General features: G+C 31.7%; 28 protein-coding genes. 6 read left to right on the top strand and 22 right to left on the bottom strand.

The window, feature by feature from the left end:
• Positions 1-30: 30 nt before the first annotated feature.
• On the bottom strand, positions 31-690 hold the full coding sequence (locus tag BED47_RS01980; protein WP_254664520.1) for a class I SAM-dependent methyltransferase: 660 nt from the start codon (positions 688-690) through the stop codon (positions 31-33).
• A 232-nt stretch (positions 691-922) separates the two neighbouring features.
• Between BED47_RS01980 and BED47_RS01975 the strand changes: the two genes are divergently transcribed.
• Positions 923-1,504: a TetR/AcrR family transcriptional regulator C-terminal domain-containing protein gene (locus BED47_RS01975; RefSeq protein WP_069032139.1), complete on the top strand. Its 582-nt coding sequence runs from the start codon at positions 923-925 to the stop codon at positions 1,502-1,504.
• A 263-nt stretch (positions 1,505-1,767) separates the two neighbouring features.
• Here the strand turns inward: BED47_RS01975 and BED47_RS01970 are convergent, their stop codons facing one another.
• From BED47_RS01970 to BED47_RS01965, 3 genes are all read right to left on the bottom strand, one after another.
• Entirely contained in the window at positions 1,768-2,076 is a 309-nt protein-coding gene (locus BED47_RS01970; protein WP_069032138.1) for a hypothetical protein, read from the bottom strand.
• 116 nt (positions 2,077-2,192) lie between these two features.
• Positions 2,193-2,360 carry a hypothetical protein gene (locus BED47_RS23555; RefSeq protein ID WP_175403431.1) on the bottom strand — a complete coding sequence of 56 codons (168 nt, stop codon included), beginning with the start codon at positions 2,358-2,360 and terminating at the stop codon, positions 2,193-2,195.
• A 93-nt stretch (positions 2,361-2,453) separates the two neighbouring features.
• A complete protein-coding gene (locus BED47_RS01965) occupies positions 2,454-2,780 on the bottom strand; it encodes a hypothetical protein (RefSeq protein ID WP_069032137.1) in 327 nt (108 codons plus the stop codon).
• A gap of 183 nt (positions 2,781-2,963) precedes the next feature.
• Here BED47_RS01965 and pssA point away from each other — a divergent pair, with 183 nt between their 5' ends.
• Entirely contained in the window at positions 2,964-3,455 is a 492-nt protein-coding gene (pssA, locus tag BED47_RS01960) for a CDP-diacylglycerol--serine O-phosphatidyltransferase (protein ID WP_069032136.1), read from the top strand.
• 83 nt (positions 3,456-3,538) lie between these two features.
• On the opposite strand, the gene BED47_RS01955 is transcribed toward pssA, so the two are convergent.
• From BED47_RS01955 to BED47_RS01945, 3 genes are all read right to left on the bottom strand, one after another.
• Positions 3,539-3,892 (bottom strand): hypothetical protein, encoded by a 354-nt coding sequence (locus BED47_RS01955; RefSeq protein WP_069032135.1) that lies wholly within the window; start codon positions 3,890-3,892, stop codon positions 3,539-3,541.
• Between the two features lie 196 nt (positions 3,893-4,088).
• Positions 4,089-4,745, bottom strand: coding sequence for a hypothetical protein (locus BED47_RS01950; protein WP_069032134.1), 657 nt, complete (start codon positions 4,743-4,745; stop codon positions 4,089-4,091).
• Between the two features lie 178 nt (positions 4,746-4,923).
• Positions 4,924-5,508, bottom strand: coding sequence for a hypothetical protein (locus BED47_RS01945; protein WP_069032133.1), 585 nt, complete (start codon positions 5,506-5,508; stop codon positions 4,924-4,926).
• Between the two features lie 326 nt (positions 5,509-5,834).
• Here BED47_RS01945 and BED47_RS23940 point away from each other — a divergent pair, with 326 nt between their 5' ends.
• The 3 genes from BED47_RS23940 to BED47_RS01935 are packed head-to-tail and all read left to right on the top strand — an operon-like array spanning position 5,835 to position 7,440.
• Entirely contained in the window at positions 5,835-6,296 is a 462-nt protein-coding gene (locus tag BED47_RS23940) for an ATP-binding protein (RefSeq protein WP_254664519.1), read from the top strand.
• Positions 6,293-6,793: an HD domain-containing protein gene (locus BED47_RS23935; RefSeq protein WP_254664518.1), complete on the top strand. Its 501-nt coding sequence runs from the start codon at positions 6,293-6,295 to the stop codon at positions 6,791-6,793. Before BED47_RS23940 ends, BED47_RS23935 begins: the two co-directional genes overlap by 4 nt.
• 11 nt (positions 6,794-6,804) lie before the next feature.
• Positions 6,805-7,440: an RNA ligase family protein gene (locus BED47_RS01935; RefSeq protein ID WP_069032132.1), complete on the top strand. Its 636-nt coding sequence runs from the start codon at positions 6,805-6,807 to the stop codon at positions 7,438-7,440.
• A gap of 216 nt (positions 7,441-7,656) precedes the next feature.
• On the opposite strand, the gene BED47_RS01930 is transcribed toward BED47_RS01935, so the two are convergent.
• From BED47_RS01930 to BED47_RS01880, 11 genes are all read right to left on the bottom strand, one after another.
• Positions 7,657-7,971 carry an iron-sulfur cluster biosynthesis family protein gene (locus BED47_RS01930; protein WP_069032131.1) on the bottom strand — a complete coding sequence of 105 codons (315 nt, stop codon included), beginning with the start codon at positions 7,969-7,971 and terminating at the stop codon, positions 7,657-7,659.
• Between the two features lie 22 nt (positions 7,972-7,993).
• A complete protein-coding gene (locus tag BED47_RS01925; protein WP_069032130.1) occupies positions 7,994-9,052 on the bottom strand; it encodes a lactonase family protein in 1,059 nt (352 codons plus the stop codon).
• A gap of 116 nt (positions 9,053-9,168) precedes the next feature.
• Positions 9,169-9,834 carry a fructose-6-phosphate aldolase gene (fsa, locus tag BED47_RS01920; protein ID WP_056465967.1) on the bottom strand — a complete coding sequence of 222 codons (666 nt, stop codon included), beginning with the start codon at positions 9,832-9,834 and terminating at the stop codon, positions 9,169-9,171.
• A 48-nt stretch (positions 9,835-9,882) separates the two neighbouring features.
• Complete coding sequence (gnd, locus tag BED47_RS01915; protein ID WP_069032129.1) at positions 9,883-10,776, bottom strand: phosphogluconate dehydrogenase (NAD(+)-dependent, decarboxylating); 894 nt, start codon at positions 10,774-10,776, stop codon at positions 9,883-9,885.
• A 92-nt stretch (positions 10,777-10,868) separates the two neighbouring features.
• The gene (gene tkt / locus BED47_RS01910; RefSeq protein ID WP_139116324.1) at positions 10,869-12,863 is read right to left on the bottom strand and encodes a transketolase; all 1,995 of its coding nucleotides are present in this window, start codon (positions 12,861-12,863) and stop codon (positions 10,869-10,871) included.
• Positions 12,864-14,375 (bottom strand): glucose-6-phosphate dehydrogenase, encoded by a 1,512-nt coding sequence (gene zwf / locus BED47_RS01905; protein WP_069032127.1) that lies wholly within the window; start codon positions 14,373-14,375, stop codon positions 12,864-12,866. It abuts the gene before it with no gap.
• A gap of 373 nt (positions 14,376-14,748) precedes the next feature.
• The gene (locus BED47_RS01900; protein WP_069032126.1) at positions 14,749-15,939 is read right to left on the bottom strand and encodes a DUF445 domain-containing protein; all 1,191 of its coding nucleotides are present in this window, start codon (positions 15,937-15,939) and stop codon (positions 14,749-14,751) included.
• A 207-nt stretch (positions 15,940-16,146) separates the two neighbouring features.
• The gene (locus BED47_RS01895) at positions 16,147-16,572 is read right to left on the bottom strand and encodes a GNAT family N-acetyltransferase (protein ID WP_254664517.1); all 426 of its coding nucleotides are present in this window, start codon (positions 16,570-16,572) and stop codon (positions 16,147-16,149) included.
• 90 nt (positions 16,573-16,662) lie between these two features.
• Complete coding sequence (locus BED47_RS01890; protein WP_069032125.1) at positions 16,663-17,481, bottom strand: SPL family radical SAM protein; 819 nt, start codon at positions 17,479-17,481, stop codon at positions 16,663-16,665.
• A gap of 19 nt (positions 17,482-17,500) precedes the next feature.
• Positions 17,501-18,013, bottom strand: a complete 513-nt coding sequence (locus BED47_RS01885) for a methylated-DNA--[protein]-cysteine S-methyltransferase (RefSeq protein WP_069032124.1) — start codon at positions 18,011-18,013, stop codon at positions 17,501-17,503.
• A 543-nt stretch (positions 18,014-18,556) separates the two neighbouring features.
• Positions 18,557-19,129: a DUF1836 domain-containing protein gene (locus tag BED47_RS01880; protein WP_069032123.1), complete on the bottom strand. Its 573-nt coding sequence runs from the start codon at positions 19,127-19,129 to the stop codon at positions 18,557-18,559.
• A 141-nt stretch (positions 19,130-19,270) separates the two neighbouring features.
• On the opposite strand from BED47_RS01880, the gene trhA reads away from it, so the two are divergent.
• Positions 19,271-19,918 (top strand): PAQR family membrane homeostasis protein TrhA, encoded by a 648-nt coding sequence (gene trhA, locus BED47_RS01875; RefSeq protein ID WP_069032122.1) that lies wholly within the window; start codon positions 19,271-19,273, stop codon positions 19,916-19,918.
• A 36-nt stretch (positions 19,919-19,954) separates the two neighbouring features.
• Here the strand turns inward: trhA and BED47_RS01870 are convergent, their stop codons facing one another.
• The 4 genes from BED47_RS01870 to BED47_RS01855 form a co-directional block, all read right to left on the bottom strand.
• Positions 19,955-21,082: a Ger(x)C family spore germination protein gene (locus tag BED47_RS01870; protein WP_069032121.1), complete on the bottom strand. Its 1,128-nt coding sequence runs from the start codon at positions 21,080-21,082 to the stop codon at positions 19,955-19,957.
• Entirely contained in the window at positions 21,072-22,175 is a 1,104-nt protein-coding gene (locus tag BED47_RS01865) for a GerAB/ArcD/ProY family transporter (protein ID WP_069032120.1), read from the bottom strand. The genes BED47_RS01870 and BED47_RS01865 overlap by 11 nt, the downstream gene beginning before the upstream one ends.
• Positions 22,165-23,661, bottom strand: coding sequence for a spore germination protein (locus BED47_RS01860; protein ID WP_069032119.1), 1,497 nt, complete (start codon positions 23,659-23,661; stop codon positions 22,165-22,167). Before BED47_RS01860 ends, BED47_RS01865 begins: the two co-directional genes overlap by 11 nt.
• Before the next feature lie 177 nt (positions 23,662-23,838).
• The gene (locus BED47_RS01855) at positions 23,839-25,692 is read right to left on the bottom strand and encodes a PTS fructose transporter subunit IIABC (protein WP_069032118.1); all 1,854 of its coding nucleotides are present in this window, start codon (positions 25,690-25,692) and stop codon (positions 23,839-23,841) included.
• Positions 25,693-25,699: the final 7 nt, after the last annotated feature.

The raw sequence follows: 25,699 nt of genomic DNA, 5'->3' as shown, positions 1-25,699 counted from the left end.
TCTAGAATTTAAATGGGTAAATAAACCTGATCATTTAGAAAGATATACATATAAGCTAATATCCTCTTGCTTAATGTGATAATTCTTAAATTCAGTTTCATTTAAAAACATCTCAAAATTTTCTTTTGTATAAGCACCTTTTTTCAAGAAAGTTTTAAATGCAAATTTTACAAAATACTTATCAAACCCCTTCATTCCAGTTTTTCTAATTTCACCTTCAATATCTTGAACAGTTGCGTTAAAATTCATATCAATTATAAGTGACGTACCACCTGGCTTTAATACCCTGTACATTTCTTTAAGTGCCTTTAATGGATCCATAAAATTCTTAAATGCTGCACTGCAAACAATAAAATCAAATGTGTTATCTTCACATGGTAGATTTGATGCATTACCTTCTTTAAAATCTACTAAAACATTTGCTTCCTTTGCATTATTTTTTTCAATGTTAACAAAATCTGGACTTAACTCTACTCCTGTTACATCAAAACCCATTTTTGCAAGCTCAATAGATAGATATCCTGGTCCAGGAGCTACTTCTAAAATCCTAGCACCTTCATGAACTAACGATTTAATTTCGGTTGCATATTCTTGCATTTGTGCTAGACGACTTTTTCGAGAATTTTTATCATACCATTTTGCTGTAAAGCCATAAATACCAACATCTTTTTTCTTGCGCATATTTTTCATCATCATATCCACCCTAACTCTTTTTAATGTTATCAATCATTGTTCACAGATCTTATTATTTAAATTTATTTGATTTAGCAAATAGGTAATTTGTTTGAGCTTTAAAGTAGTTACTATTTCTAGTACAATAAGAGAACAAATACGTCTAACAACGTTAGTTATCTAACATCGTTAGATTAACATCTAACACTGTTAGAGTCAATGACAATTATTAAATTTTTGGAGAGAATTTATGGCGATAACGAAAGAAGCAATTGTAAAAGCATCACTTGATATTTTGAATCGTGACGGAATAAGTAATTTATCGATGCGCACTTTGGCAAAGGAACTTGAGATCAAAGCCGCGTCCCTATATTGGCATATTAAAGATAAACAGGCTTTATATGATTTAATTGCTGAGCACCTAAATAATGAAATTGTCCTTCCTGAAGAATTAGATGATGCAAAAGAAGCTTTAACAGCTCTTGCATTTGAAGTACGTAGAGTTTTATTAAAGACACGAGATGCAGTAGAAGTTTTTGCGCAATCAATGCCAACTACACCGAGTAGATTAAAAGCAGTCAAATTCACTTTAGAAAATTTGACTAAATATGGTGTATCTGATAAAAACTGTTTAATTGCTGGTAACCTTTTTAACAATTATGTTTTGTCATTTATAGCAGATGAACATCGTGCAAAACAGTTTACATACACTCCAGAGGAAGTAACTGCATTTACTTCATTTTTTGGTGAACAGTATCAATATAGTTTTGATTTTGAAGAACAATTTCTATATGGATTAAGGGTAATATTTGCTGGATTACATACTGAATAACAAAAAATAGTCACATCATCCTTTTGATGTGACTTTTTGAAATAGTATTTAGGATTTACATTAAATTTTAATACGTTAAATTTCTTTGTAAACGTTGGTCTATAAACTAATATGTACATATTTGAAACGAAAAAGAGCTGAATCCTCATCAGCTCCTAATCCGTTTCATTTTTTTATAACTGGTTTCCCGTCCCTTATCCAATAAGGGCATCTATTACCTGGATCTTTTACAGACATAAGTATTCCTCTTAACATTCGTTTAATTATTCATTAAAATCCAACCGTACTGTCTCAATACCATCAACTATATCCTCTAATTCAGTTAGGAAATTTAATTGTACTGGACCTGGAATTTGCTCCATCCACTTTTTAACTTCAGGTAACTCCTCAGCATCTTCTATATTTGTAGGTTTTGGATCAAGCGTTTCCCACCATTTCTTCACTTCATCAATAAATTCATAGAAGTAGCGTTCGAATCGTTCTGCCCATTCTGCTCCTTCATCATCAGTCGTTTTTTGCATCATACTCCAAGCTTCCATTGCTGTTTCAAAGTATTCATCAATCTTTTTCATGGTATTTTCCTTTCTTGGTAAAGTACTACTTTTCTTTTATATTAACTTTTTCAAGCTTCAACGTCATTTGGAAATTAGTACAATGATTTTTCAATTAATTCAACCACACCCAGGATTTAAAATCTTGGTCGATCATTGTTATGTGTCTGTCTCGTAATTTCTTCATGCAATTTTTGACTTTCCGTTTTATCAGGCGCTTTTGTTCCAAATTTTTTTTGCATAAAAAAACCAAATGCAATGGCAACAACAAAAAATCCCCAAAATAGATAGCCAAATAGTGTCAATTCAATCACTCCTAGATTCAATTGTATAGACAAAATAAAAATCGACTAATCGTCGATCTTGTTGTTTTCTAAGTAACTGCTATATTAACTTTTTTACAACTTATGAATTACTTCATTTATGCCAGGTATTAATATCATAATGATTGAGCAAGAAATTAACAGTTTTGTGACTATTTTAGTTAATTTCTCCCTTCCTTTTCCATTATACCATCCACTGAATTGTAATTTATTTCGATAGATGACAAAAATTAAAACAAGTATACCAAAATAACACCACCATCCAGTATGAGTAAGATTTACACCAATTTCATTATATGTTTTTGATACAACAGTTGAAAATAAAGCACCTAGTAACCCGAAAATCGCTATTATTCTAATCACTTCTAGAAATAGTCCAAGTGAAACGGATAATGCCTTCATTTAATGCCTCCTAAAATCTTTAATCTTATTTTAACTTGATCCTATGTATTTATTATTCGGTATTTGGTATTTTTCCCCTTTTTTAATTTTACAAACTTAATAAATAACTATGTATGATTTAAGAATAAAGTGTAAAAAGTTAGAAAATACTATTGAAAGGTTTTTATGTTCAGGGGGGATACTTTGTTTAGTCAGGTCGTAAAATCTATACCCAATTTACTTACAATCGGAAATTTAGTATGTGGTGTTCTATCGATCACGCTTAATATGAGTGGTTTAATCATGTTATCCTCAATTTTTATTTTCATCGCTGCTATTTTTGATCTTCTTGACGGAAGAGTGGCTAGGAAACTAAAAGTGAATAGTGAATTTGGTGTAGAGCTAGATTCTTTAGCGGATATTGTTAGTTTCGGCGTTGCCCCTGCGCTTTTATTTCATTCCATTTCGGCACCATCAATCTTAACATCACTTGCATTTATCCTTTTTCCTACGATGGGGGCATTAAGATTAGCAAAATTTAGTGCTAAACCTACCATAGGTTATTTTAAGGGTTTACCTATTCCTGCTGCTGGTTTACCTTTAGCTGGTATGGGAATGTTTTTTTATAGTAATGCATGGATTACTTTAATTCTTGCTTTCTTAATGGTAAGTCCAATTAGGTTTAAAAAACTTTAACAAACTTCAATCTTAAATGCTATTACCTTTCTTAGAGGAAATAGCATTTTTAATTTTTATTGGAATAATCTTGACACATTTTATTACTTATTATTAAATGAAATGATTGCATTTTTTAAAGTGTAGAGTTTTGCTGTGAAAATATAAAGTTCATTATAGTTATTTTCCACGTATTCATCAATAATGCTTATTCCTTTTATAAAGTTCTCAATCAATAAATATGTATATTTTCCATCCCACGCAAACCGATTAATTCTGAATAGTTCATCTGCCAATACTTGAAATCTAAATTCTTCAATTAGTAGTTTTATTTGATATATTTTGTCTTTATTATTAGTAGACGTGTATTTACTATTTTCATAACTATTATGTACTAACTTAACAAAATCATTTATATCTTCAGCCAACATATTCGCTTTTTGCATCTCAAATTTCATTTCTCCATCCCCTAAAGTGTTAAAAATATACATCACTAGAGTGTATGTTTTTATTTTAAATCATATCACAAACAATCTAATTTATCCCGTATACTACCCTTAATGGAAAAAGTGTTTCAAATAATATAAGAGCCACTATTGTGACACTTTACTATTCAACTTATTGGAATTGGTAGAATCAAATATAAGAAAGGACTCATATTTTTCTACTTTTCCCTTTAGAGATGATCATCATATGTACTTCTGTTGTTTCCCCACTATCAACATGATTTTTAATGGTTGATACATCAATATCTGTTTCAATTTTTACAACCTTACTCTCATTTCTTCCTAATTTTACTTTATATGGGGCATTTTTTTTCATGAGTGATAACATGGCCCCTTCGTCCTCAAACGGATATTTATTATAAAAATCAATCGTAAAAAGCACATCACTATTACGATAGTTTTTAAAAGGAAGTTCACATTCTGCATGTAATATTGTTTCATTTTTCATTTCAAAATTACACCTACTTTTACTCCGCTCATACGAAACTGCATAAATATCAGTAGCCATTGTCTTTTGATATGCATTTGCAAGAAAAGATGGAGTAATCACTGAAATGAATAAAGCAATCAAAATAATCCGTACCCTAAATTTTTTAAATGATTTTGATAGAAAATAAAAGCTAGCGATCAATAATAGTATCGATGTAATTCCTACATAATTTAGTCCAGTTTCTTTTGTAATCGGTATATTATTTACTGAAAATTTCGCACCTAAAGTTTCATCATTAGGAAAAGTAAAATTAAATGCCACAGATATCAAAAACAGAATGATTGAAATATAAAAAAACTTTTTATGTTTTAACATTTTGACTCACTCCACCTTTTTTAATCCCACTCTTATTCATATATTCTTCTTCACCAGCATATCCTAGCTCCATCTCACTGCCGAAACCTATATTTAAATCATCCGAAAATAACCCCTTTACATCCGTATTGGCAATCTTATTCGGAATATATATTAAGCCTCGATGTTTACCTATTACTTAATCAATCTGTTTTCCATGTTCATCAAAATACCTTTTTTCTAGACTAAATGCATTGGTTGCTTTGTACATTGTAATGATTTTAGCGCTCGGTTTACCAACCTTTATTTCAACTTTTTCATTGCTCCCAGTAGCATTCATAAGGCGAACGCTTAATTTAGAGACAGTATTAAAATGATTTGTGATGACTAAGATTTTCAAAGGTAAAGGCTTGTCATTTTTATATTTGATCGGCAAAGCAAAGTCTTGTAAGTTTGAATTTATTTTATTTTCATTGGTTATGTCACTTTCATAGTTCGATCCAAACTCAGCATTTAGAAATTTATAGTTTCCAATATTATCTTTTTTAAAATGAATGTACGACGGAGTATTGTTTTGCAAATAGGCAACATATCGATCATTTCCAATATCTAAAATTTTAATAATATCAATAGTTTTTCCCCCATTGGTTACTGAATGGATTGTTGCTAGTATATTTTTTTGATTGTTTCCATTCATCTGTAAAGTAGGCATAAGGAATTTGTAACAGATGAAGACAAAACACAAGAGAAACAATAGTGTGTATTTTATTTTCTGATTGATCACATTCGACCTCCATTGACTATATTTGATTCTATTGTTATTAATTATCCATTACACCAAATAAACCGTCAATCGGGTTATTTTCCGACTATTCAAATATTTATCCAACTCTATTTTATTCACTTTAAAAGATTAGCTTAACCTTTTATTAAATCGTTTAAATTTGCTATATTGTTGAAAAAATTAATATTTTGCTATCAGTAGCTTAAATTCGTATATATAATAGAAATTGCGGAAGTATTTGGTATTTTGAATTCGATTTCCAACTTTCGCTCCATCAAATCGTAATTCCTTTATTTATCTGCCTTTAGATAAAGGAGGAAGTTAAAATGCAAAAATTGATTTATATGATTGGAATTCCTGGTAGTGGGAAAAGTGAAATGGCTAAACAAATCGCCAAGAAAGAAAAAGCCATTATTTTATCCACTGATGAGTTACGTCAAACACTATTCTTTAATGTAAATAAGCAAAAGAGGACGAATCTTTTGTATATGGAATTATACAAAAGAGCCAATCATTTACTTGCTGAAGGGAAAAGTGTTCTCATTGATGCAACAAATATTGAACGTGAAAGACGAATGAAAGCATTAAATAAATTCGTAGACGTTCATAAAGAGTGCTATTACATGGATGTGCCGTATGAAGTTTGTGTAGACCGAAATAACAAGAGAGAGCGTGTAGTAGAAGATCGAATTCTTGTTAAGATGCGGAAAAACCTTGATTTCCCTTTAAAAAATGAAGGATGGGATGTCATCCACACAATTCATGAACCATTTTCTTATGATTGTTGAAACATGAATTAACTTACCTACTAGTGAATGAAGTTTCTTATGAAGAGTTATTCGAGAAGCTCACTTGTGTACCATTTTTTCAAGCTATGAAGGATTTTAATCAAGAAAATCCGTTTCATACGCTGACATTATGCCAGCACACATACGGAGTTATTGAGTACATTAATGAAATGTACGAAGAAGAAGATAAACTTATTCTGCAAATGGCAGCTCTTTTTCATGATGTTGGGAAGGTATTCTGTAAGACGTATAAAGTAACAAAAGGGTATTATTCATACTTTGGTCATGAAAAAGTTTCTTCACAAATTGCATTTCATTTTATAACTGCACTTGGTTTTGAAGATGAATTTATCCAAGCCGTAGTTGGGATCATCGAAATGCACATGTTAATTAACTACGGTGGTAACGAAGGAGCAACTGAAATTTATCATTTACTTGGTGATGAATTACTCGCAAAACTTTATTTCTTTCGTGAAGCAGATACGTTTGCGAAGTGAGGTGTTAGTATATGAAAATTAAGTATCCAAAGACATTTCATTTACCTTGGTCAGAATCTAAAACTTCTGATGATAAAACGCTTCATACTATTGAACATTTTATTGGAAAAGAAGTTGTTGTAACGGAAAAAATAGATGGTGAAAATTGCTCGATTTATCGGGATGCGATACACGCAAGATCAACTGATAGCCTAGACCATCCATCCAGACATTGGGTTAAAATGCTACAAGCAACGATTGGTTACCAAATCCCCGAACATTGGCGAGTTTGTGGAGAAAATGTATATGCAATGCATTCGATCCTTTATGAGGAACTAGATAGTTATTTTTATATCTTTTCAATATGGGACGAACAAAATAAATGTCTATCGTGGGAAGAGACGATTATATGGTCTGAATTATTAGGTCTAAAAACGGCACCGGTTTTATACAAGGGTGTCTTTAATGAAGAAGCTATAAAAGCTTGTTATACAAAAAAGTCAAATTTAGGCGGGGAACAAGAAGGATACGTTATACGATTAACTGATGGATTTCAATACAATGATTTTAAATACTCGGTTGCAAAGTTTGTTCGAGAAAACCATGTGCAGACAGATAAACATTGGATGACTAAACAAATTAAAGCAAATCGACTAAAACAAGAATAGTAGAGATTATTTTTCACCTATAAAAACACTAATTTAAATTTATTGAAAGGAATGAGAACAATGTAATTTGTTAATTTTATAAAAATTTATTATATAAGTAATAATTATCCCCCTCTCTTTTCATAAATCATAAAAAAAGAGACGCTAATCCCTCAAAGAATCGCATCTCAAAAAACTTCTTCTCTCGTTATCATTTAAGTAACCGTTAATATAATCCTATTTAATATAAGTTAATCCGATTCGATTATTAAAAATTTGATTTCGATTTTTGAAAACAAATGATCCATTAACATAATCGATTACTAGTTGGTCTTCGTATACATCTTCAAAATTTTTATTTACCATAAATTCAAACTGGTCACCAATTATCATTTTTTCATTAGGACCACATTCTCTTTTATTAATAACTTTTATCTCATAAATGTTATTTACTACATCACAGCTTCCACGGTCAAATTCTAATTGAAGTATTTTATTTTGATCTACTGCGCCAAGTATTTCTTTGGCTGCATCAGTTATTTTAAAATCCATCTTTAAAGTCTCCTAATTTAGATTAAACGTTTAAAAATTTTACACATACTGCTTCAGGTACTTGTACGTCTGATTGAAGCACTGTTAATTTTCCAGTCGTTTTATTTCTTGCATATAAAACTAGATTCCCTGACATTTCATTTGAACCAACTAAATAGTTCTCAGATGGATCTAAAACGAAATCTCTTGGCCAATTACCCTCACTTGAAGTAATTCCCACTAATTCAAGCTTACCAGTATCTTGATTTACACTAAATACTGCGATACTATTATGACCACGATTTCCTGCATATACGAATTGACCGTCTTTTGAAATATGGATGGCACTTCCTTGGTTGTTTTCAGTAAAATCGCTAGGGATTGTAGAAATATATTGTAAATCTGTAAAGCTTCCATCTTCATTTAATTGTAGCGCAATTACTTCCGAACTAAGCTCTGTCATAATATAAGCGAACTTTCCATTCGGATGGAATGTGATATGACGTGGTCCACTTCCTGGTTTAACAGATAGACTGCTTACTTCAATTAAAGAATTGTTTTCAATTTTATAAGTATTTAATTTATCGATTCCTAAATCTATTGCAGCAACATATTTTTCATTTAATGTATAACCAGAAAAATGGGCATGAGGTTTTTCCTGACGTTCTTTATTCGGACCTGTTCCTTCATGTTGCATAATCGATTTAACATCACTTGCAAAACCATTTTCTTGATTGATTTTATATAATTCAATTGTACCTTTATGATAATTTGCTGTAACAATATTTTGCTTTGATGAATCAATGCTAATATGACAAGGTGAAGCGCCTTCATTCAGCTGTTCGTTTAATTTGTTTAACTCCCCACTGTTTTCATCGATCGAATAAACAGCAATACCACCTAAGTTTCCTTCTTTTACAACAGCATATAGATTCTTATTGTCTTCACTAATTGCTAAATAAGTTGGATTTCCCAATTCAGCAACCGGTTTAACATCCGTTATTTTTTCTTTTTCTGTATCAAGCGTAAATTGATAAATACCTTTACTTTCACTTTTTGTATATGTACCTACATAACCAACAAATTTCTGATTCGAATTCATTACTATTTCCTCCTCTATTCCTTGTTTTTATGTAAATACCCCCATTTCATAGCTACAAAATTAGTTTCAATGAAGATGGGGGCTTTATACTTATTAGATTTAAAGTTTGTTACAAATTATAATGAAGTTTTTGCCCAGTCAGCAGCAAATTTTTCAATACCTTGATCTGTTAATGGGTGTTTAGATAATTGCTCAATAACACTGTAAGGAATTGTTGCGATATGAGCTCCAGCTAATGCTACACGAGTAACATGGTCTGGGTGACGAACTGACGCAGCAATGATTTGAGCGTCCATATTATGAACTTTGAATAATTCAGCAATTTTAGCAACTAATAATACACCATCTTCAGAAATATCGTCTAAACGACCTAAGAATGGAGATACATAAGTAGCACCTGCTCTAGCTGCTAATAAAGCTTGGTTAACAGTAAAGATTAATGTTACGTTTGTTTTAACACCTTTTTTCGTTAAGTAGCGGCAAGCTTCTAAACCAGCAAGTGTCATTGGTAATTTAATTGTAATATTTTTATCTCCACCGTTTATTTTAATAAGCTCGTCAGCTTCAGCGATCATTTCTTCAGCAGATACAGCATTTGGCGTAACTTCAGCAGAAACTGATTCTACTTCAGGAACTAATTTTAAAATTTCTTCGATACGGTCTTCGAATTTAACTCCTTCTTTTGCTACTAAAGATGGATTTGTAGTTACTCCTGATAATACACCCATTTTATAAGCTTTTTGGATGTCTTCTACATTAGCTGTGTCAATAAAAAATTTCATTTTTAAATTCCTCCAATTTTTAGGGATATTTCCTATTTTATACTTTATTTATTTCTTTTCAACTGCATGTCCACCAAATTCATTACGAAGAGCCGCAACTACTTTACCTGTGAACGTATCGTTATCTAATGAACGGTAACGCATTAATAATGACATTGCAATAACTGGAGTAGCAGCTTGAAGGTCTAGAGCAGTTTCAATTGTCCATTTCCCTTCACCAGATGAATGCATTACGCCTCTAATTTCATCAAGCTTAGCATCTTTTGAGAATGCATTTTCAGTTAATTCCATTAACCAAGAACGAATTACAGAACCATTATTCCATACTTTCGCAACTTTTTCATAATCATAATCAAAGTCACTTTTTTCTAGTACTTCAAATCCTTCACCGATTGCAGCCATCATACCGTATTCGATACCATTATGAACCATTTTTAGGAAATGTCCACTACCAATTTTACCAGCATATAGGAAACCATTTTCTACTGAAGTATCTTTAAAGATTGGTTCTACGATATCCCAAGCTTCTTGGTCTCCACCAACCATATAACAAGCACCGTTACGAGCGCCTTCCATACCGCCTGAAGTACCAGCATCCATGAATCGGATTCCATGTTCTTTTAATTCATCATAACGTCTAATAGACTCTTTATAATGTGAGTTTCCTGCTTCAATGATAATATCCCCTTCTGATAAGAATGGTTTTACATCACTAATAACAGAATCTACTACTCCATGTGGTACCATAATCCAAAGAACTCTTGGCGTATCAAGATTTTTTACTAATTCTTCTAAGCTTGAAGTACCAACTGCACCAAAGCCTTTCATTTCTTCTACTGCTGCAGTATTCAAATCAAATGCTACTACTTCGTGATTATGATCCATTAAATTTTGACCTAAGTTTAGACCCATTTTTCCTAATCCAATTAAACCAACTTTCATTACGTTATCCTCCCATAATATCTACAGTAATATTAATGTTTTTCTCTAAGTAAAAATTTTTATGATAAAAAAATAAATAAAATATTATTTGATCAAGAATTTAATAAAGTTTTGCTTACGTTAACTACATTCTTTGTACTAAAACCAAATAATTCCATTACTTCATTACCTGTTCCAGATGCTCCAAAAGTCTCGATTGAGATTTTTTTACCTTTGAAACCAACATAGCGTTCCCATCCAAGTGAAATTCCCATTTCAATTGAAACACGGTTTAATACGTGTGATGGTAAAACAGACTCTTTGTATTCATCTGATTGTAGATCGAATAGCTCCCAACTTGGCATTGCTACTACACGAATTGATAAGTTTTCTTTTTCTAACTCAATTTTACTATTCACTGCAAGTGACACTTCTGAACCTGTAGCGATTAAAATTAAGTCTGGTTGATCATTCGTTTCTGTTAAAACATATCCACCTTTTGAAAGATTATCTAATCTAGATGCTGTTTCTTCAAATACAGGTAAATTTTGACGACTTAATACTAAAGCGATTGGTCCATTTGTATTTTGTAACGCATATGCCCAAGCATTAGCTGTTTCATTTGCGTCTGATGGACGAATAACTGTTAAACCAGGGATCGCACGTAAAGCTGCTAAATGTTCAACTGGCTCATGTGTAGGGCCGTCTTCACCAACTGCAATTGAGTCATGAGTGAATACATATGTTACTGGTAATTTTTGTAATGCTGCTAAACGAATTGATGGACGTAAATAATCATTAAATACGAAGAACGTACTTACAAAAGGCTTAACTCCACCGTGTAATGCCATACCATTTGCAGCAGCACCCATCGCATGCTCACGTACACCAAAATAAATATTGCGTCCAGCAAATGATTCTACAGCAAATTTACTTTCATCTTTAATATCTGTCATCGTTGAATGAGATAAATCTGCGCTTCCACCGAAAATTTCAGGAACTGATTTAATGTAGTGATTAATTGCTTCTCCACTTGCAACACGTGTAGAGATTGTTTTATTCTCGTCAAAAGTTAATAAATCTTCTGTTTCGATTAAAACTTCACCTTTAATTGCTTTTTCAAGCTGAACTGCTAATTCTGGGTAAGCTTCACGGTAAGCATTAAAAACTTTATTCCACTCAGCTTCTTTTTCGCTGCCTTTTTCTTGTATTTCTTTGAAATGACATTTAACTTCTTCTGGTACAAAGAAATCTTCTTCGTAATTCCAAGCATATGCTTTTTTCGTTTCTTTTGCTTCTTCAAGACCTAATGGATTACCATGGGCTTTATTTGTACCAGCCACTTTTGGACTTCCGTAACCAATAATTGTTCTAACTTCAATGATTGTCGGTTGGTCTGAGTTTTGTTTAGCTTGTTCGATTGCTTTCGAAATTTCTACATGATCGTTTCCATCTTCTACTCTTAAATATTGCCAGTTAAATGATTCAGCTCTCTTTTTCATATCTTCTGAATAAGAAAGATTTAATGTACCATCTAATGAAATATCGTTTGAATCGTATAATACAACTAGTTTTCCAAGTTTCATGTGACCAGCAAGTGACATAGCTTCGTATGCAACACCTTCCATTAAATCACCATCACCAACTAATGCATAAGTATAGTGATCAATAATAGAAAGGTTATCTTTGTTAAATTTACCTGCTAAATGAGCTTCAGCCATTGCCATACCAACAGCAGTAGCAATACCTTGTCCTAATGGACCAGTCGTAGCTTCAACACCATCAGTGTGTCCAAATTCAGGATGTCCAGGTGTTTTACTATTTAGTTTACGGAAATCTTTAAGGTCTTCGATTGAAACATCGTAGCCTGCAAGATGTAGTAAACTATATAACATACTTGAACCATGACCAGCTGATAATACAAAACGGTCACGGTCAAACCATTTTGAACTTTTTGGATTATGCTTTAAATGATCTGCCCAAAGTGCATATGCCATTGGCGCTGCACCCATTGGTAAACCTGGATGACCAGAATTAGCTTGGTTAATCGCATCAATTGAAAGTGTGCGGATTGTATTAATTGATAATGTAGAAATCGAACTCATAATTTAAATACTCCTTTTTAGATCTGTTTTGTTGTTTTCATTTTCTTGTACAAAATCTGTATCTAACCACCATTTGAAACCATCTTCTGCTAATAATTCATCAGCAGCCTCTGGACCAAATGAACCGGATTTATAAGTATGAAGTGGTACTAAATTTTCTTCAAATGCTTCTAAAATTGGTTGAACCCATTGCCATGATAATTCTACTTCATTCCAATGAGCAAAAAATTTCGAATCGCCGCGTAACGCATCGTATACTAATAACTCATACGCTTCTGGACGATCTTCTTTATTCGCAAAATACTCAGCTTGTACAGGTTCAATATTGCCCTCTACGTTTTTGCTATTTAAATAGAAAGAAACTCTTTCATTTGGATTAATTTCAATAACCAATAAATTTGGTCCATTATTAATGCTGTTCTTTTTGGCAAGATTTTGAATCGGACTTTTGAATTCAAAAACGATTCGAGTAGATTTTTCTTTCATTCTTTTACCTGTACGGATATAGAATGGAATTCCCTTCCAAAAATCGTTTTCGATTAATACTCTAGCTGCTACATAAGTATCATTTTGTGATGAAAATTCAATTCCTGGTTCTTGTCTATATGCAACTACTTTCTTACCATTTTGTTCACCTGAACCATATTGACCACGTACTACATGAGAAACTACTTCTTCTTTTGATAGAGGTAGAAGAGATTCAAGAACCTTTTTCTTCTCAGCTCTAACATCACTAGCCGTATTTTGGTTAGTTAAATGCATAGCAGACATCATTAACATTTGTAACATATGATTTTGGAACATATCTCGAATTGCTCCAGATTTATCATAATAACCTGCTCGTTCTTCAACTCCGACTGTTTCACTTGCGGTAATTTGAACATTTGCGATATATTGATTGTTCCATAATGCTTGTAAAACTGGATTAGCAAACTCTAAAGCTTCTAAGTTCTGAACCATAGGTTTGCCTAAGTAATGATCAATTCGGAAAATCTCATCTTCTTTAAATGACTTACTTAATTTTTCATTTAAATCTCTAGCCGTTTTCAAGTCACGTCCAAAAGGTTTTTCAATGATTAGACGTTTCCAACCTTTTGTCGTACCAAGTCCACTTTCCTTAATATTTGATGCAATAACTTCAAAAAATTCTGGTGCTACAGATAAATAAAATAATCTGTTTTCAGGTAATTGTAATTCCTGTTCTCTTTCTTTGACTAAATCTAATAAATCAACGAATCCTTCTTTATTCGTGATATCTAGCTGTTGATAACGAATTGAATCTAGAAATTCTTGGACCATTTTTTGATCCTCTAAAGAACGTCTTGAAAAAGTAATGAGTGATTGCATTACTTGATTCTGAAATTCATCATTTGAAAAATCTTTTCTACCAATCCCAATGATTGAAAAAGACTCTGGCATCTTTTGATCTATAAATAAATTATATAAAGCAGGAAAAATTTTTCGTTTTGCTAAATCGCCTGTGGCTCCGAATAATACAAATGACATAGAATCCATTAACTAAACCTCCTCTTACTCGAACTTTTAACTAGTTGATAATAAAAAATATATTTCAAACGATCTTTAATTTTTATTTAGAGCTAATGTTAGTTCAAATAATTCATTCCAATTATCCATTCGGAAAATATTTTTTACCCAAACCTATAATACATGAAAAAAATTTTTCTTTCCAATAAAATGCTTATGTTTCTATTTATTGGATTTTTTTAATTTATTGACGAGACTTCAGGCGAAGACAGAATTAATTCCAATAATTGGAAATTACGTCGATTTTTCTTCCCTGATGCCAATTTAAACTTTCATTATATAAAAAAACCTTAATTAACTTTTTACGTTAATTAAGGCTTTTGTAGGAAGTAATGTTTAAATATTATGTAAAAATCAATCTTAGACTAGTCAGTACTAAACCAATAATAAATCCACAAACAGCTCCATTGACACGAATCCAAGTAATATCCTTACCAATTTTATTTTCCAATAAATCAGTTATCTCTTCAGTAGATAATTTTTCAATATTGTATCTTACTAAATCACTAATTTTATGGTGATATTTTTCAACTGTATTTGTTAATAGTTTCTTAAAACTTTGCTCAACAGTATCAATCCAATTAGAATTTTTAATGAAGCTGATTATTTTTTGGATCGCATTAAAAATAAACTCTTCATCATTAATTTTTGTTCTAAACATTTTAATTGCTTGATCTACAATATATTCATAGCCTTTATTTTTCCATTCATCTAATTGGCGAATAATGTTTTCATTCGATTTAGTTTTATCAGCTTCCATTCGAATAAACGATAAAATGAAATTCCTACGATCACTATTAGGGTGTTTTAATTCCGTTAGTAAATCGATTAATCCGCTATGTATAAATTCTGTTATTTTCTCTTCTCCAATCATTGGTAGAAAAGCTTTAATCATAAAAAACTTTCGCTCGATAAACTGTATAACTTCTTTACCGATTAATTCCTTAATATGTGGTAGGCTAACTGTTTCTTCGATTTTATTAATTAAAAATTCATATGTCTTTGCATCCCATTCTTTTTCAATAACTGTATCGACAGCTTTACTTAATAAGTTCTGAGATGATATGGAATCAATTGTTGGTTTAAATGTATTTAATAAAAATTTTTTGATTGTATCATCCTGAATAGATGCACCAAACTGTTTGATTGAATGAACCATTTTATTTCTTGATTCATCATTTTCAAGGATCTTTTCAAAAGCATTAATACCTTGATTAACCCAGTCACGTTCTTCTACCTTTTCAATTAAACTTTCCTTACTTAGCCATTGATTATTAAGTGTATTTAAAATCCCCTCAGTAATCTTCTTTCTATTTTTAGGTAATAAAGCTGTATGTGGGATCGGTATACCAAGAGGATGACGAAACATTGCAGTTACAGCAAACCAATCCGCAAGACCACCAACTAAAGCTGCCTCAAATCCACCAGAAAGGATTTGAAATAATTTAGATTGAAACGGCATTGTTGCAGCGAAACCACAAGTTGCCACGATTAGTGAAATATTGGCTAGCCGTTTTGAATTCTTTTCTTTCATTTAGTAAAAGCCTCCTGTATCTATTTGAAAATAGTATATCATTCCTTTAATCTATTTTCTAAAATCAATTCTAATAAATAATAAAAGATTTGGTCCGTAAGCATAATTGTAAAGTTTTTTAAATTTACGATCAAAAAAGAGACTGTTTTCACAGCCTCAATGTATTGAGTATCGATCTGCTAAATAATTTTGAAGCAGTTGAGTCAGTTAAAAATTCAATTGAAAATGATGACATGTAATATTTAAACTATTTTTAAGATAAAACCTATGAGCATCGTAACGTTGTACCCCAGAATCTAGATGGAATTGTTCACAATTATTTAGTTTTGCATCATTAATTAACCAATTCCACAAAATTTGTGCATAGCCTTTTTTACGATGATTTTCACTAGTAATTAAGTCATCAACATAAAAGTATTTCCCCCATGCTAATGATTCTGTTATACGATAACCAGCAACAGCTGTTACTTCATCATTTTCGATCACGGCTACAAGTTGATAATGATTTGTGTTGATTAATCTGTTAATCGTGTTAACAAATTCATCTTCTCTTAAATGTGGACGTAATTGACTTACTGTTTGAAACGTTTTCAAAATATCCGAACTACTATTCATTATTTTTACTTCTGCCAACTTTTATCTCTCCATTCATAAAAAGGTTCTACTTTAAAATACCACAATTTTCTATCTTTTTTTATGAATTGATGTTTTTAAATTTTTGGTTTATGGTTCAAAACCTTTTTGACTAATAAAAAGCTGATCCTCTGAAAAATATTTTTTAAATCGTTGATAAACGATCTGATAGGCATCTGGACCATACCAATCTTCTAAATTACGCTCAGCATATTTTTTTTCAATACCAAGACGACCTGTTCGTTTTCCTCCGCTTCCGTCACCCATAAAAAAATCATCGATACAGATTCTATGAACAATTTCCGATAATCTTTTTGGGAAATTCTCGCTACTAGGGAGAATAGGGGCGATTGTAGCCTGGGTTGGAATTCCAGCATTTACAAGTTCTTCGATGACTTTAAGTCGTGCATTAATAGGGGGTGCATATGGTGAGAAAAACTTTCTTATTTCATCCAAGTCTGTTTCAATCGTCATACTTACTCGTACTTTCTCCTTAAATAGCTTTAAGAGATCAATATCTCTTTTTACAAGCGGACTCCGAGTTTGAACGAATAAAAAATCTGGTTGATTTTGCAGCATGACTTCTAATAGACTTCTAGTCAATTTTTCTTTATATTCAATCGGTTGAAATGGATCTGTGCTAGATGACATAAAAATGGTTACTTTATCTTTGCTTTTTGCCTTTTTCAATTCTTTCTCTAGAATAATAGGGGCACTCTGTTTAATATCAACCCAACTACCCCATTCTTTTTTTCGAAAAAGTGAAACAGGCATTTGTCTTACATAGCAATATGAACATGCAAATGAGCAACCAGTATAAGGATTTAAAGAGTGAGTATATCCTGAGAGAAAACCTGTACCTTTATTTAGAATGGTTTTTGGATTTTTATAAAATATTTCACTTTCCATCCAAACACCTCCTAATTAATTAGTTTCTAGTTTCAATTTTTAAAAGACTTTTTTTCATTTCTAAACCACCACGATAGCCAGTTAATGATCCATCCTTTCCAATTACGCGATGACAAGGAATAATTATCAATATTGGATTTGCACCAATTGCTCTCCCGACTGCTCGAACAGATTTTGGCTTATTTAGGTAACTCGCAATGTCGGAATAAGTTTTAGTTTCTCCATAACCGATCGAGCATAGCGCACTCCAAACTGAATTTTGAAATGCAGTACCACGAAAATCAAGTCTACTATTAAAATTAGACCGCTCGCCCTCTAAAAATTCAATAATCTCTTTTTTATAAGCTTCTAATATTTTTTCATCTTCTTCCATTTCAATTCCAGGAAAGTATTTATCCTTAAATAAAATTAATTCTTGAATGGGTCCACATTGTGAGCCTACGAAACATAACCCTTTTATTGTTGCAGCAATATGAATCTTCCATTTTTTATGTTCAATTAAAGTCCAATATAGTTTTTCAGTTGAATGCAATTTAAATCACCCTTTGCTCTTCATGGTCTTATTTAAATTTTATTATAGACTTAATTAAGAAAAATGGACTGATATTAGAATGAAAGAGCAAGAATTTGAAAAATATTTTAAAATGAAACTGCAAATAAGTGCTGGAGAAATTCAATCATGTCCTGGAGAACAGTAGTTATTGAGTCAATCTGTGCAAATAAAAGTGTACTGCAATTAAAATCTGAAAATCGCAATTAAAAACCCCTAAACTGCAATTAAATTCAAAAGAATAGCAAATAAAACAAAAAATTACCCATACCAGTTAAGGTATTACATCCTATAGATTGTACAATCGTGAGTAATATAAAGTGAAAAGCTAGCAATTTTACTCTAAACCTTTTTAGAATGAAAAAATTGATGTATATAGGCATATTACCTGCAAAGAAAGGTCATTTCCATCTAGAATACCCTAATACCTCGTACATTCTACTAAACATTAGGCGGGGCCACTTTAAATAGCAACCTACTTAATTAGATTGCCCCTTACCGATCGACTAAGCTCAAAAATGTATTTTATTTCTGCTTCTCAATCATATCCATTACTAATTTTTCAGCTGCATTTTTATATAAATTACTCATATTAACGAAAGAAGTAATTAAGAGTAATTTCTCAATATATTCTTTACTTTCATCATCAATCTGTTCAATTTCTTTACTTACATTTTCACCAGATTGTTGAAGTTCAGTTTTAAACTTTTCAAGGTCTAGTTCATTTAAATGTAAAAAACTTGAGTAAATATCATCAATACTTATTTCATTATTTTCAAGGATTCTTTGATTTAATCCATTTAAAGACTCTTTTATATCATTAATCGAAAGTGCACCTTTTAAATGATAAATTAAACTGATTAAAATGATATGATTCTTTGTGTATTTCTTATTTTTTATTGGGAAAAGCAATTTAGCTTTAGCGTAATTATTAATCATTGTTTTTGTCATTACTTTTTCATTTGAATTCGGTTTCGCAAATTTATTATCAAATAGTTGGATTACTTGATCCATATAAAGATCTAGATTAGGAATATCCTCTAATAATATTTTTTTATCTAAATCTATTTGTTCAATTAATTCATTAATTTTTTTCATTTTTCTTCCTCTTTTTATGTAATTTACGGGTTAATTTTATCATAAAAAAATTGTTCTTTAAACACTTGACTATATAATATCGTTGATGATAACTTTATATGTAGTTATCAAAACTACATAACATAGTTGGAGGAGATATATATGGGGAACTATATGCGTGAACCTATTAATACCATGACACATTTAGTCGGTGCTGTTTTATCACTATTTGGGTTAGTAGCGATGGTTTTAAAGTCAACATTTTCTGGTGGAAGTGTATTACAAACATCTGCGGTTATTGCATTCGGTGTAAGTATGATTCTTCTCTATTTAGCTTCAACGACCTATCATATGGCAAAAGCTAGCGATAAAATAATCGCTTTTTTAAGACGGATGGATCATTCAATGATCTTTGTCTTAATTGCAGGTACATATACTCCTTTTTGTATCATTAGTCTAAAAGGGACATTGGGATGGATTATCTTTTCGATTGTATCTTTCATTGCATTTTGTGGTGTTTTGTTCAAGTTGATTTGGTTTAGTTGTCCAAGATGGTTATCAACAGCCCTTTATATCGCTTTAGGCTGGGTCATTATACTTGCTTCGGCACCTTTATCTGATGCGATTAGTATGAAAGGAATGTTCGCGCTAATCTTAGGTGGAATTTTCTACACAGTTGGTGGTGTGATTTATGGAATTAAACCTAAATTTTTATCTTTTAAAAATTGGGGATTCCATGAAATTTTTCATATTTTCATTATGCTTGGAACACTTTGTCATTTCTTCTGTGTTTATTATTTTGTAATCTAAATAAACAAAAAACCATCCTCAATGGATGGTTTTTTGTTATTTTAAGATACCTGTTCCGACAATTTTCACTTCAACTTTTGGTTTAATTGTAATTTTAGCATAGTCTTTGTCCCAATCCAGTTTTTTCCACACGTCAGGATGAAATGAAATTAACTGTCTGCCAATTCCTAATGCATCACAATTTGATTCTTGAACTGTTTTAATGATTTTTTCAGCTTTAATTGTTAATTGCTTTGAAATTTTTTTATTTAACTGATCAATTTCTTTTTTAGAATCTAATTCATCATGTGCGTACTCAAGTGTGTCAACGTCCAGCTTTAGATTTAAATTTACGGTTATTTTATTTCCTTTTGATACTTTAATTTCCATCTTTGGCTTATTTTTTTTCACTTGAATCGTTATATACCGTTCCCTAATATCTTTTTCTTTCGGACTAACATTTACATTAAATCTTGCGTACTTCTTCATTTGATCTTTAAATAAAAGTAACATAGTAGGTTCATCACCTAAAAGATTATACCCTGTATATTTCTGATCATTAAATAATGCTACCCCAGAAATATCGATCAATTTATCATCATCTTTTTCAATTAGCGGCAAAAAAATATCTTCACCTGGGTCGAACATGATTGTACAGATTGTTTGAACATTTTCAATTGGAACCATTGTATGGCTTTCTGCGTTAGTTACTAGATCCAAAATTTCTTCACTTATGAGTGTTTCCTCTACTTTGCTTAGTTTTAAAACTTCTTCCGCTTTACCCTTAGTAATAATAACTTTTGCCCCTAATGAACTTCTAGGGTCTCTATATATAACATCGAATATAGGATAAATATCCTGTTTAGATAATTCATCTCCAAGTAATAAAACCCTTGTTTTATTAGTAGCATAATCACCTGCTACTTTTCGAGTAACTTTAATTCTCGCATCACTTGTTGTTTTTCCAGTGGCTGTAATAATGACATTTGTTGTTTTAACTTGTGTAGGATCACTTCCACCTTGGCTATTTGTTTTAATGACTGCAGTTACGAGCATATTATTATCCTCTGCTAAATCAAATCCAGCACTATAAACTAGCCTAGACTCCTTTAGTAATCTTTGATCCCAACAACTAGTTAAAGGCAAAATACAAATTAAAGATATCAATGCTATTTTATATTTCATATGAATTACCGAGTTCTTTCTTTTTTCTTATAAGCGAAACAATTAATAAAATTAATGGTAATGCAAAGATAAAAAAATAACTTGTAAAAGAAAGAATTGTCCCAAATTTCATTACAAATTCTTCACTATTTGGTAAAAAAGTACAGATGATCGCAATAGCAATTCCTGTATAAATAGTTGTTTTACCATGGTTTTTAAACTTTAAGAGTTTGCTGATTCCGAAACTAGTTAAATATAAATAGGTCACAAATGAAGTTAAGATTGGTACTACCCAAATAGAAAGAAAGACAAGGTCTAATCTTTCAATCACTTCATATGATAATGATTTTAATAAATATAAAATTGGCTCAGGTACGATTGCAATTTCTGCTTTGCTAAAACTCATATAACTTGTAATTAAAAAAAATGTATACAAGAGGCTTACAAAACTAATTGCGATTGTTCCAGCTTTTAATATTTTGTTTGGCTTTCCATTTACATACGGAAATAATACTAAAATGAACTCAAATCCCATCATGGAGATTAGTGCATCGTGAGCTCCAAGAATGATGTTTTTAACACCCGCCTGTCCAACTGGAAATAAATAGCGATAATTTACATTATTGTAAGAACAAAATTCAAAGAAAATCAAAAATAAAATTAAAACACAAACGAAAGTAAAAAATCGTGCGATTACTTTCATATTTTCTTTTGCTAAATAAATCCCTGTACCAACTATAAAGATGATTAATACATAAGGTGGAGTAAATGTAAGAATCCATTTTTTAAGTACAGAAATGGTGATAATCACCACATAAATCGCAACAATAAAGAAAAATAAGATATAAAGATACGAAATGACAATCCCAATATATTTACCAACTATTTTCGTTGTATATTCATAGATCGTATCTTTAGGAAATCTACTGCCAAGTAACCACATAATTAGTAAAAGTAAAAACACCCCACCCCCGGCAACTAATGTTGAAATCCAACCATCGTGTTCTGCATGTTTATGGACTACATATGGTAGTGAAAGTAATCCTACTCCAATTTGAGCTTGAATGATGACGAATGTAAATTGCGATATTGAAAGCATCTTTTCATTTTTCATCATTTTCCCACCCTCTAGAATTATTTTCTCGTTTAAACGACTTTGGTAAAGGTGCAAATGGTCGTTTTTTCATTTTCCATTGTGGAACACGAACAACAGTATCTTTTAAATCTGATTTTCTAAATGGAGCAAATGGCGCGAAATATGGTGACCCAAACGATTCAAGTTTACATAGATGGATTAGGATAATACTGAGTCCAAAAACGATTCCAATTAAACCTATTAATGATGCTGCAAACATTAAAGGAAATCCAAGTAATCGGACAGAGGTTCCGATTTCATTATCTGGTACAACAAATGATGCAATTGCCGTAAGTGATATGACAACGATCATCGTATTTGAAACTAAATTTGCTTGAACAACGGCAGTTCCAATTACTAACCCTCCAACAACACCAATTGTCTGAGCGATTGGGCTTGGAAGACGTATCGCAGATTCTCTAAGTAATTCTAATGTTATTTGCATTCCTATTGCTTCTATTAATGGTGGATAAGGGACGTTTTCTAGTGAACTCTTTACATTAAAAACTAGGTCTATTGGAATAATTTCAAAATGAAAAGAAACTAATGCGATATATAATGCAGGTAATGATATGGCAATTAAAAAACTAACCAATCTTAAAAGACGTGCAAATGACGCGACCATCCATCGGCTATTGTAGTCATCAGGTGATTGATAAAAAGTGAAAAATGTAATTGGTAAAACAAGTGCTGATGGGCTACCATCTGTAAGAATGGCAACCCTTCCTTCCATTAAATTACCGGCTATTCGATCAGATCTCTCAGTTGTCAGTACTTGTGGAAAAGGTGAATATGGATTGTCTTCTATAAATTCCTCAAGATTACCTGGTGAATGGACATAATCAACATTTATATAAGAAAGTCTTCGATGGACTTCCTTAACTAACTCCTCATTTGCAATCGTATCAATATATAAGACTGCTAATCGTGTATCAGATTCTACACCTAATGATAAAGTTTTAACAACTAGATTAGGATTACTAATTCTTCGTCTTATTTGATTAATATTTGTCAGTATACATTCCACTAATCCGTCATGGGAGCCCCTAATCGTTTGCTCACTAATAGGCTGTTGAATTGATCTATTTTGAAAAGAAGTAGTTTCTAAAATAAATACGCTTTGTTCATCTTCAGTGAAAATGAGTGTGTTTCCTTTGACAATACTGAGAATACATTCATCAAATGAATCCGAACTTTTAACATCATTAATTGAGACTGTATTCGGAATCGTATTCTTTGGATTATTAATAATTTGTTGAATGATTTGGACTTCAAGAGATTCTCTACCTACAATTGTACTAATATAGGCAACTACAATTTTTTTATTATGAAACATTAAATGTCTAATCGTTAAATCACTCGTATTTATAAGTGATTTCTTTACATTTTCTACATTCCGATCCAAATCGCCACTAATTTCAATTATTGAACCTCGATTATTTTGGTTATGTTTATTAGAACGCATTATGCATTTCACCCAATTTCCAAACTCATACAATAAATTAGACTTATTTTGCGTTAAATTAAGGTTATTATTCACTTGGAAATTCCAGTAATTGTAAAACTGTTACCACTTGAATAAAAAAAGGCGATCCTATAAGTCAAAGTAATGACTTTAAGGTCGCCTTTTTATTGTACTTAATTATTCTTCATTTACTCTTTTTTTCCAAATTCCAAGCATGATCGCTGTGATCATTGAGCCAATTAATATAGCTAGTAAATACAATACTGGTTTATTTACTAACGGTATAACAAAAGCTCCACCATGTGGCGCAGGTAATGTAATACCAAATGCCATTGCAAGTCCACCAGCGATTGAAGAACCTACAACAGAACTTACAATTACCCTTACTGGGTCTGCAGCAGCAAATGGTATCGCTCCTTCTGTTATAAAAGAAATCCCCATAATATAGTTTGTAATACCTGATTTACGTTCCATTTCAGTAAACTTTGATTTGAAAAGTGTAGTAGCTAAAGCAATACCTAATGGAGGTACCATACCACCTGCCATTACAGCAGCATGTGGTGCAAAATTATTTGCTGCAATTGCAGCGATACCAAATGTGAATGCAGCTTTATTTATAGGGCCACCCATATCTACTGCCATCATTCCACCTAAAATTAATCCTAACAATACAGCGTTTCCACCATTTAAACTACTTAACCAATGTGTTAAAGCTGAATTTAAATATGTTACAGGAGGATTTACAACTAATTCCATTAAAATACCCGTAATTAATAATCCAAATACTGGATATAATAGAACCGGCTTAATACCTTCTAATGATTTAGGTAACTTAGAAAATATTTTCTTTAGTCCAAGTACAACATAACCTGCTAAGAAACCAGCTATTAAACCACCTAAGAATCCTGCGCCAGCACTTGAAGCTAAAAATCCACCAACAACCCCTGGTACAAATCCAGGTCGGTCGGCAATCGAACTTGCTATGAAACCGGCTAAAATAGGAACCAAATAACTAAAAGCACCAGTTCCTCCAATTTTCATTAGTAATTCAGCAACTGGACCTTTTGTATGAATTCCTCCAAAAGCAAATGCTAACGCAATTAGAATTCCTCCACCAACTACAAAAGGTAACATATTACTTACACCATTCATTAAGTGCTTGTATATTCCCGAACCTTGATTTGTTGAAGAACTGCCACCACCATTTTGATTAGCATGAAAAATTGGTGCATCTTGTTTAACAGCTCTTTCAAGCAATTCCTTTGACTTACGAATACCATCTGCTACTGGAACTTGGATGACATGCTTTCCATCAAAGCGATTTACTTCAACTTGTTTATCCGCTGCTACGATTATAGCTGCTGCTCTATTAATCTCGTCTTTTGTTAATTCATTTTTTATTCCTGTTGATCCATTCGTTTCAACTTTTAAATCAATATTTAATTCCTTTGCTTTTGCCTTTAAAGCATCAGCCGCCATATAAGTGTGAGCAATACCTGTTGGACAGGCAGTTACTGCAAGGACTAGTGGACGTGAAGAATCTTCTATAACTGGTTCTACATTCTCATCATTTAACGATTTTTCTTTTAGATCGATTAATTGAATAATTTCATTTGCATCTTTTGCACTTAATAATGAGCCTCGAAATTCTTCATCCATCAATAGTGAAGATAATCTAGATAATGTTTCTAAATGCGCATTATTTGCTCCTTCACTAGCTGCAATCATAAAAAATAAATGAGCTGGTTGACCATCAAGTGATTCATAATCAATCCCATTTTTTGATCGACCAAATGCAATTGCAGGAGTCTTAACCGCCGCAGTCTTAGCATGTGGAATTGCAATACCTTCTCCAATTCCTGTAGTACTTTGACCCTCACGTGTTAAAATCGCTTCTTTAAACTGTTGTTGATCGCTTAATTTCCCTGCAACATCTAAAACATGTATTAATTCATCAATTACTGACATTTTTGATGATGAATTCAAATCAATGAGAACTGTATCTATTTTTAATAATTCTGTGATTCTCATATTTCGT

The sequence above is a fragment of the Gottfriedia luciferensis genome, from assembly GCF_001712755.1.
Taxonomy (GTDB): Bacteria; Bacillota; Bacilli; order Bacillales; family Bacillaceae_G; genus Gottfriedia; species Gottfriedia luciferensis_B.
This window is presented reverse-complemented; position numbering and strand designations above follow the sequence as displayed.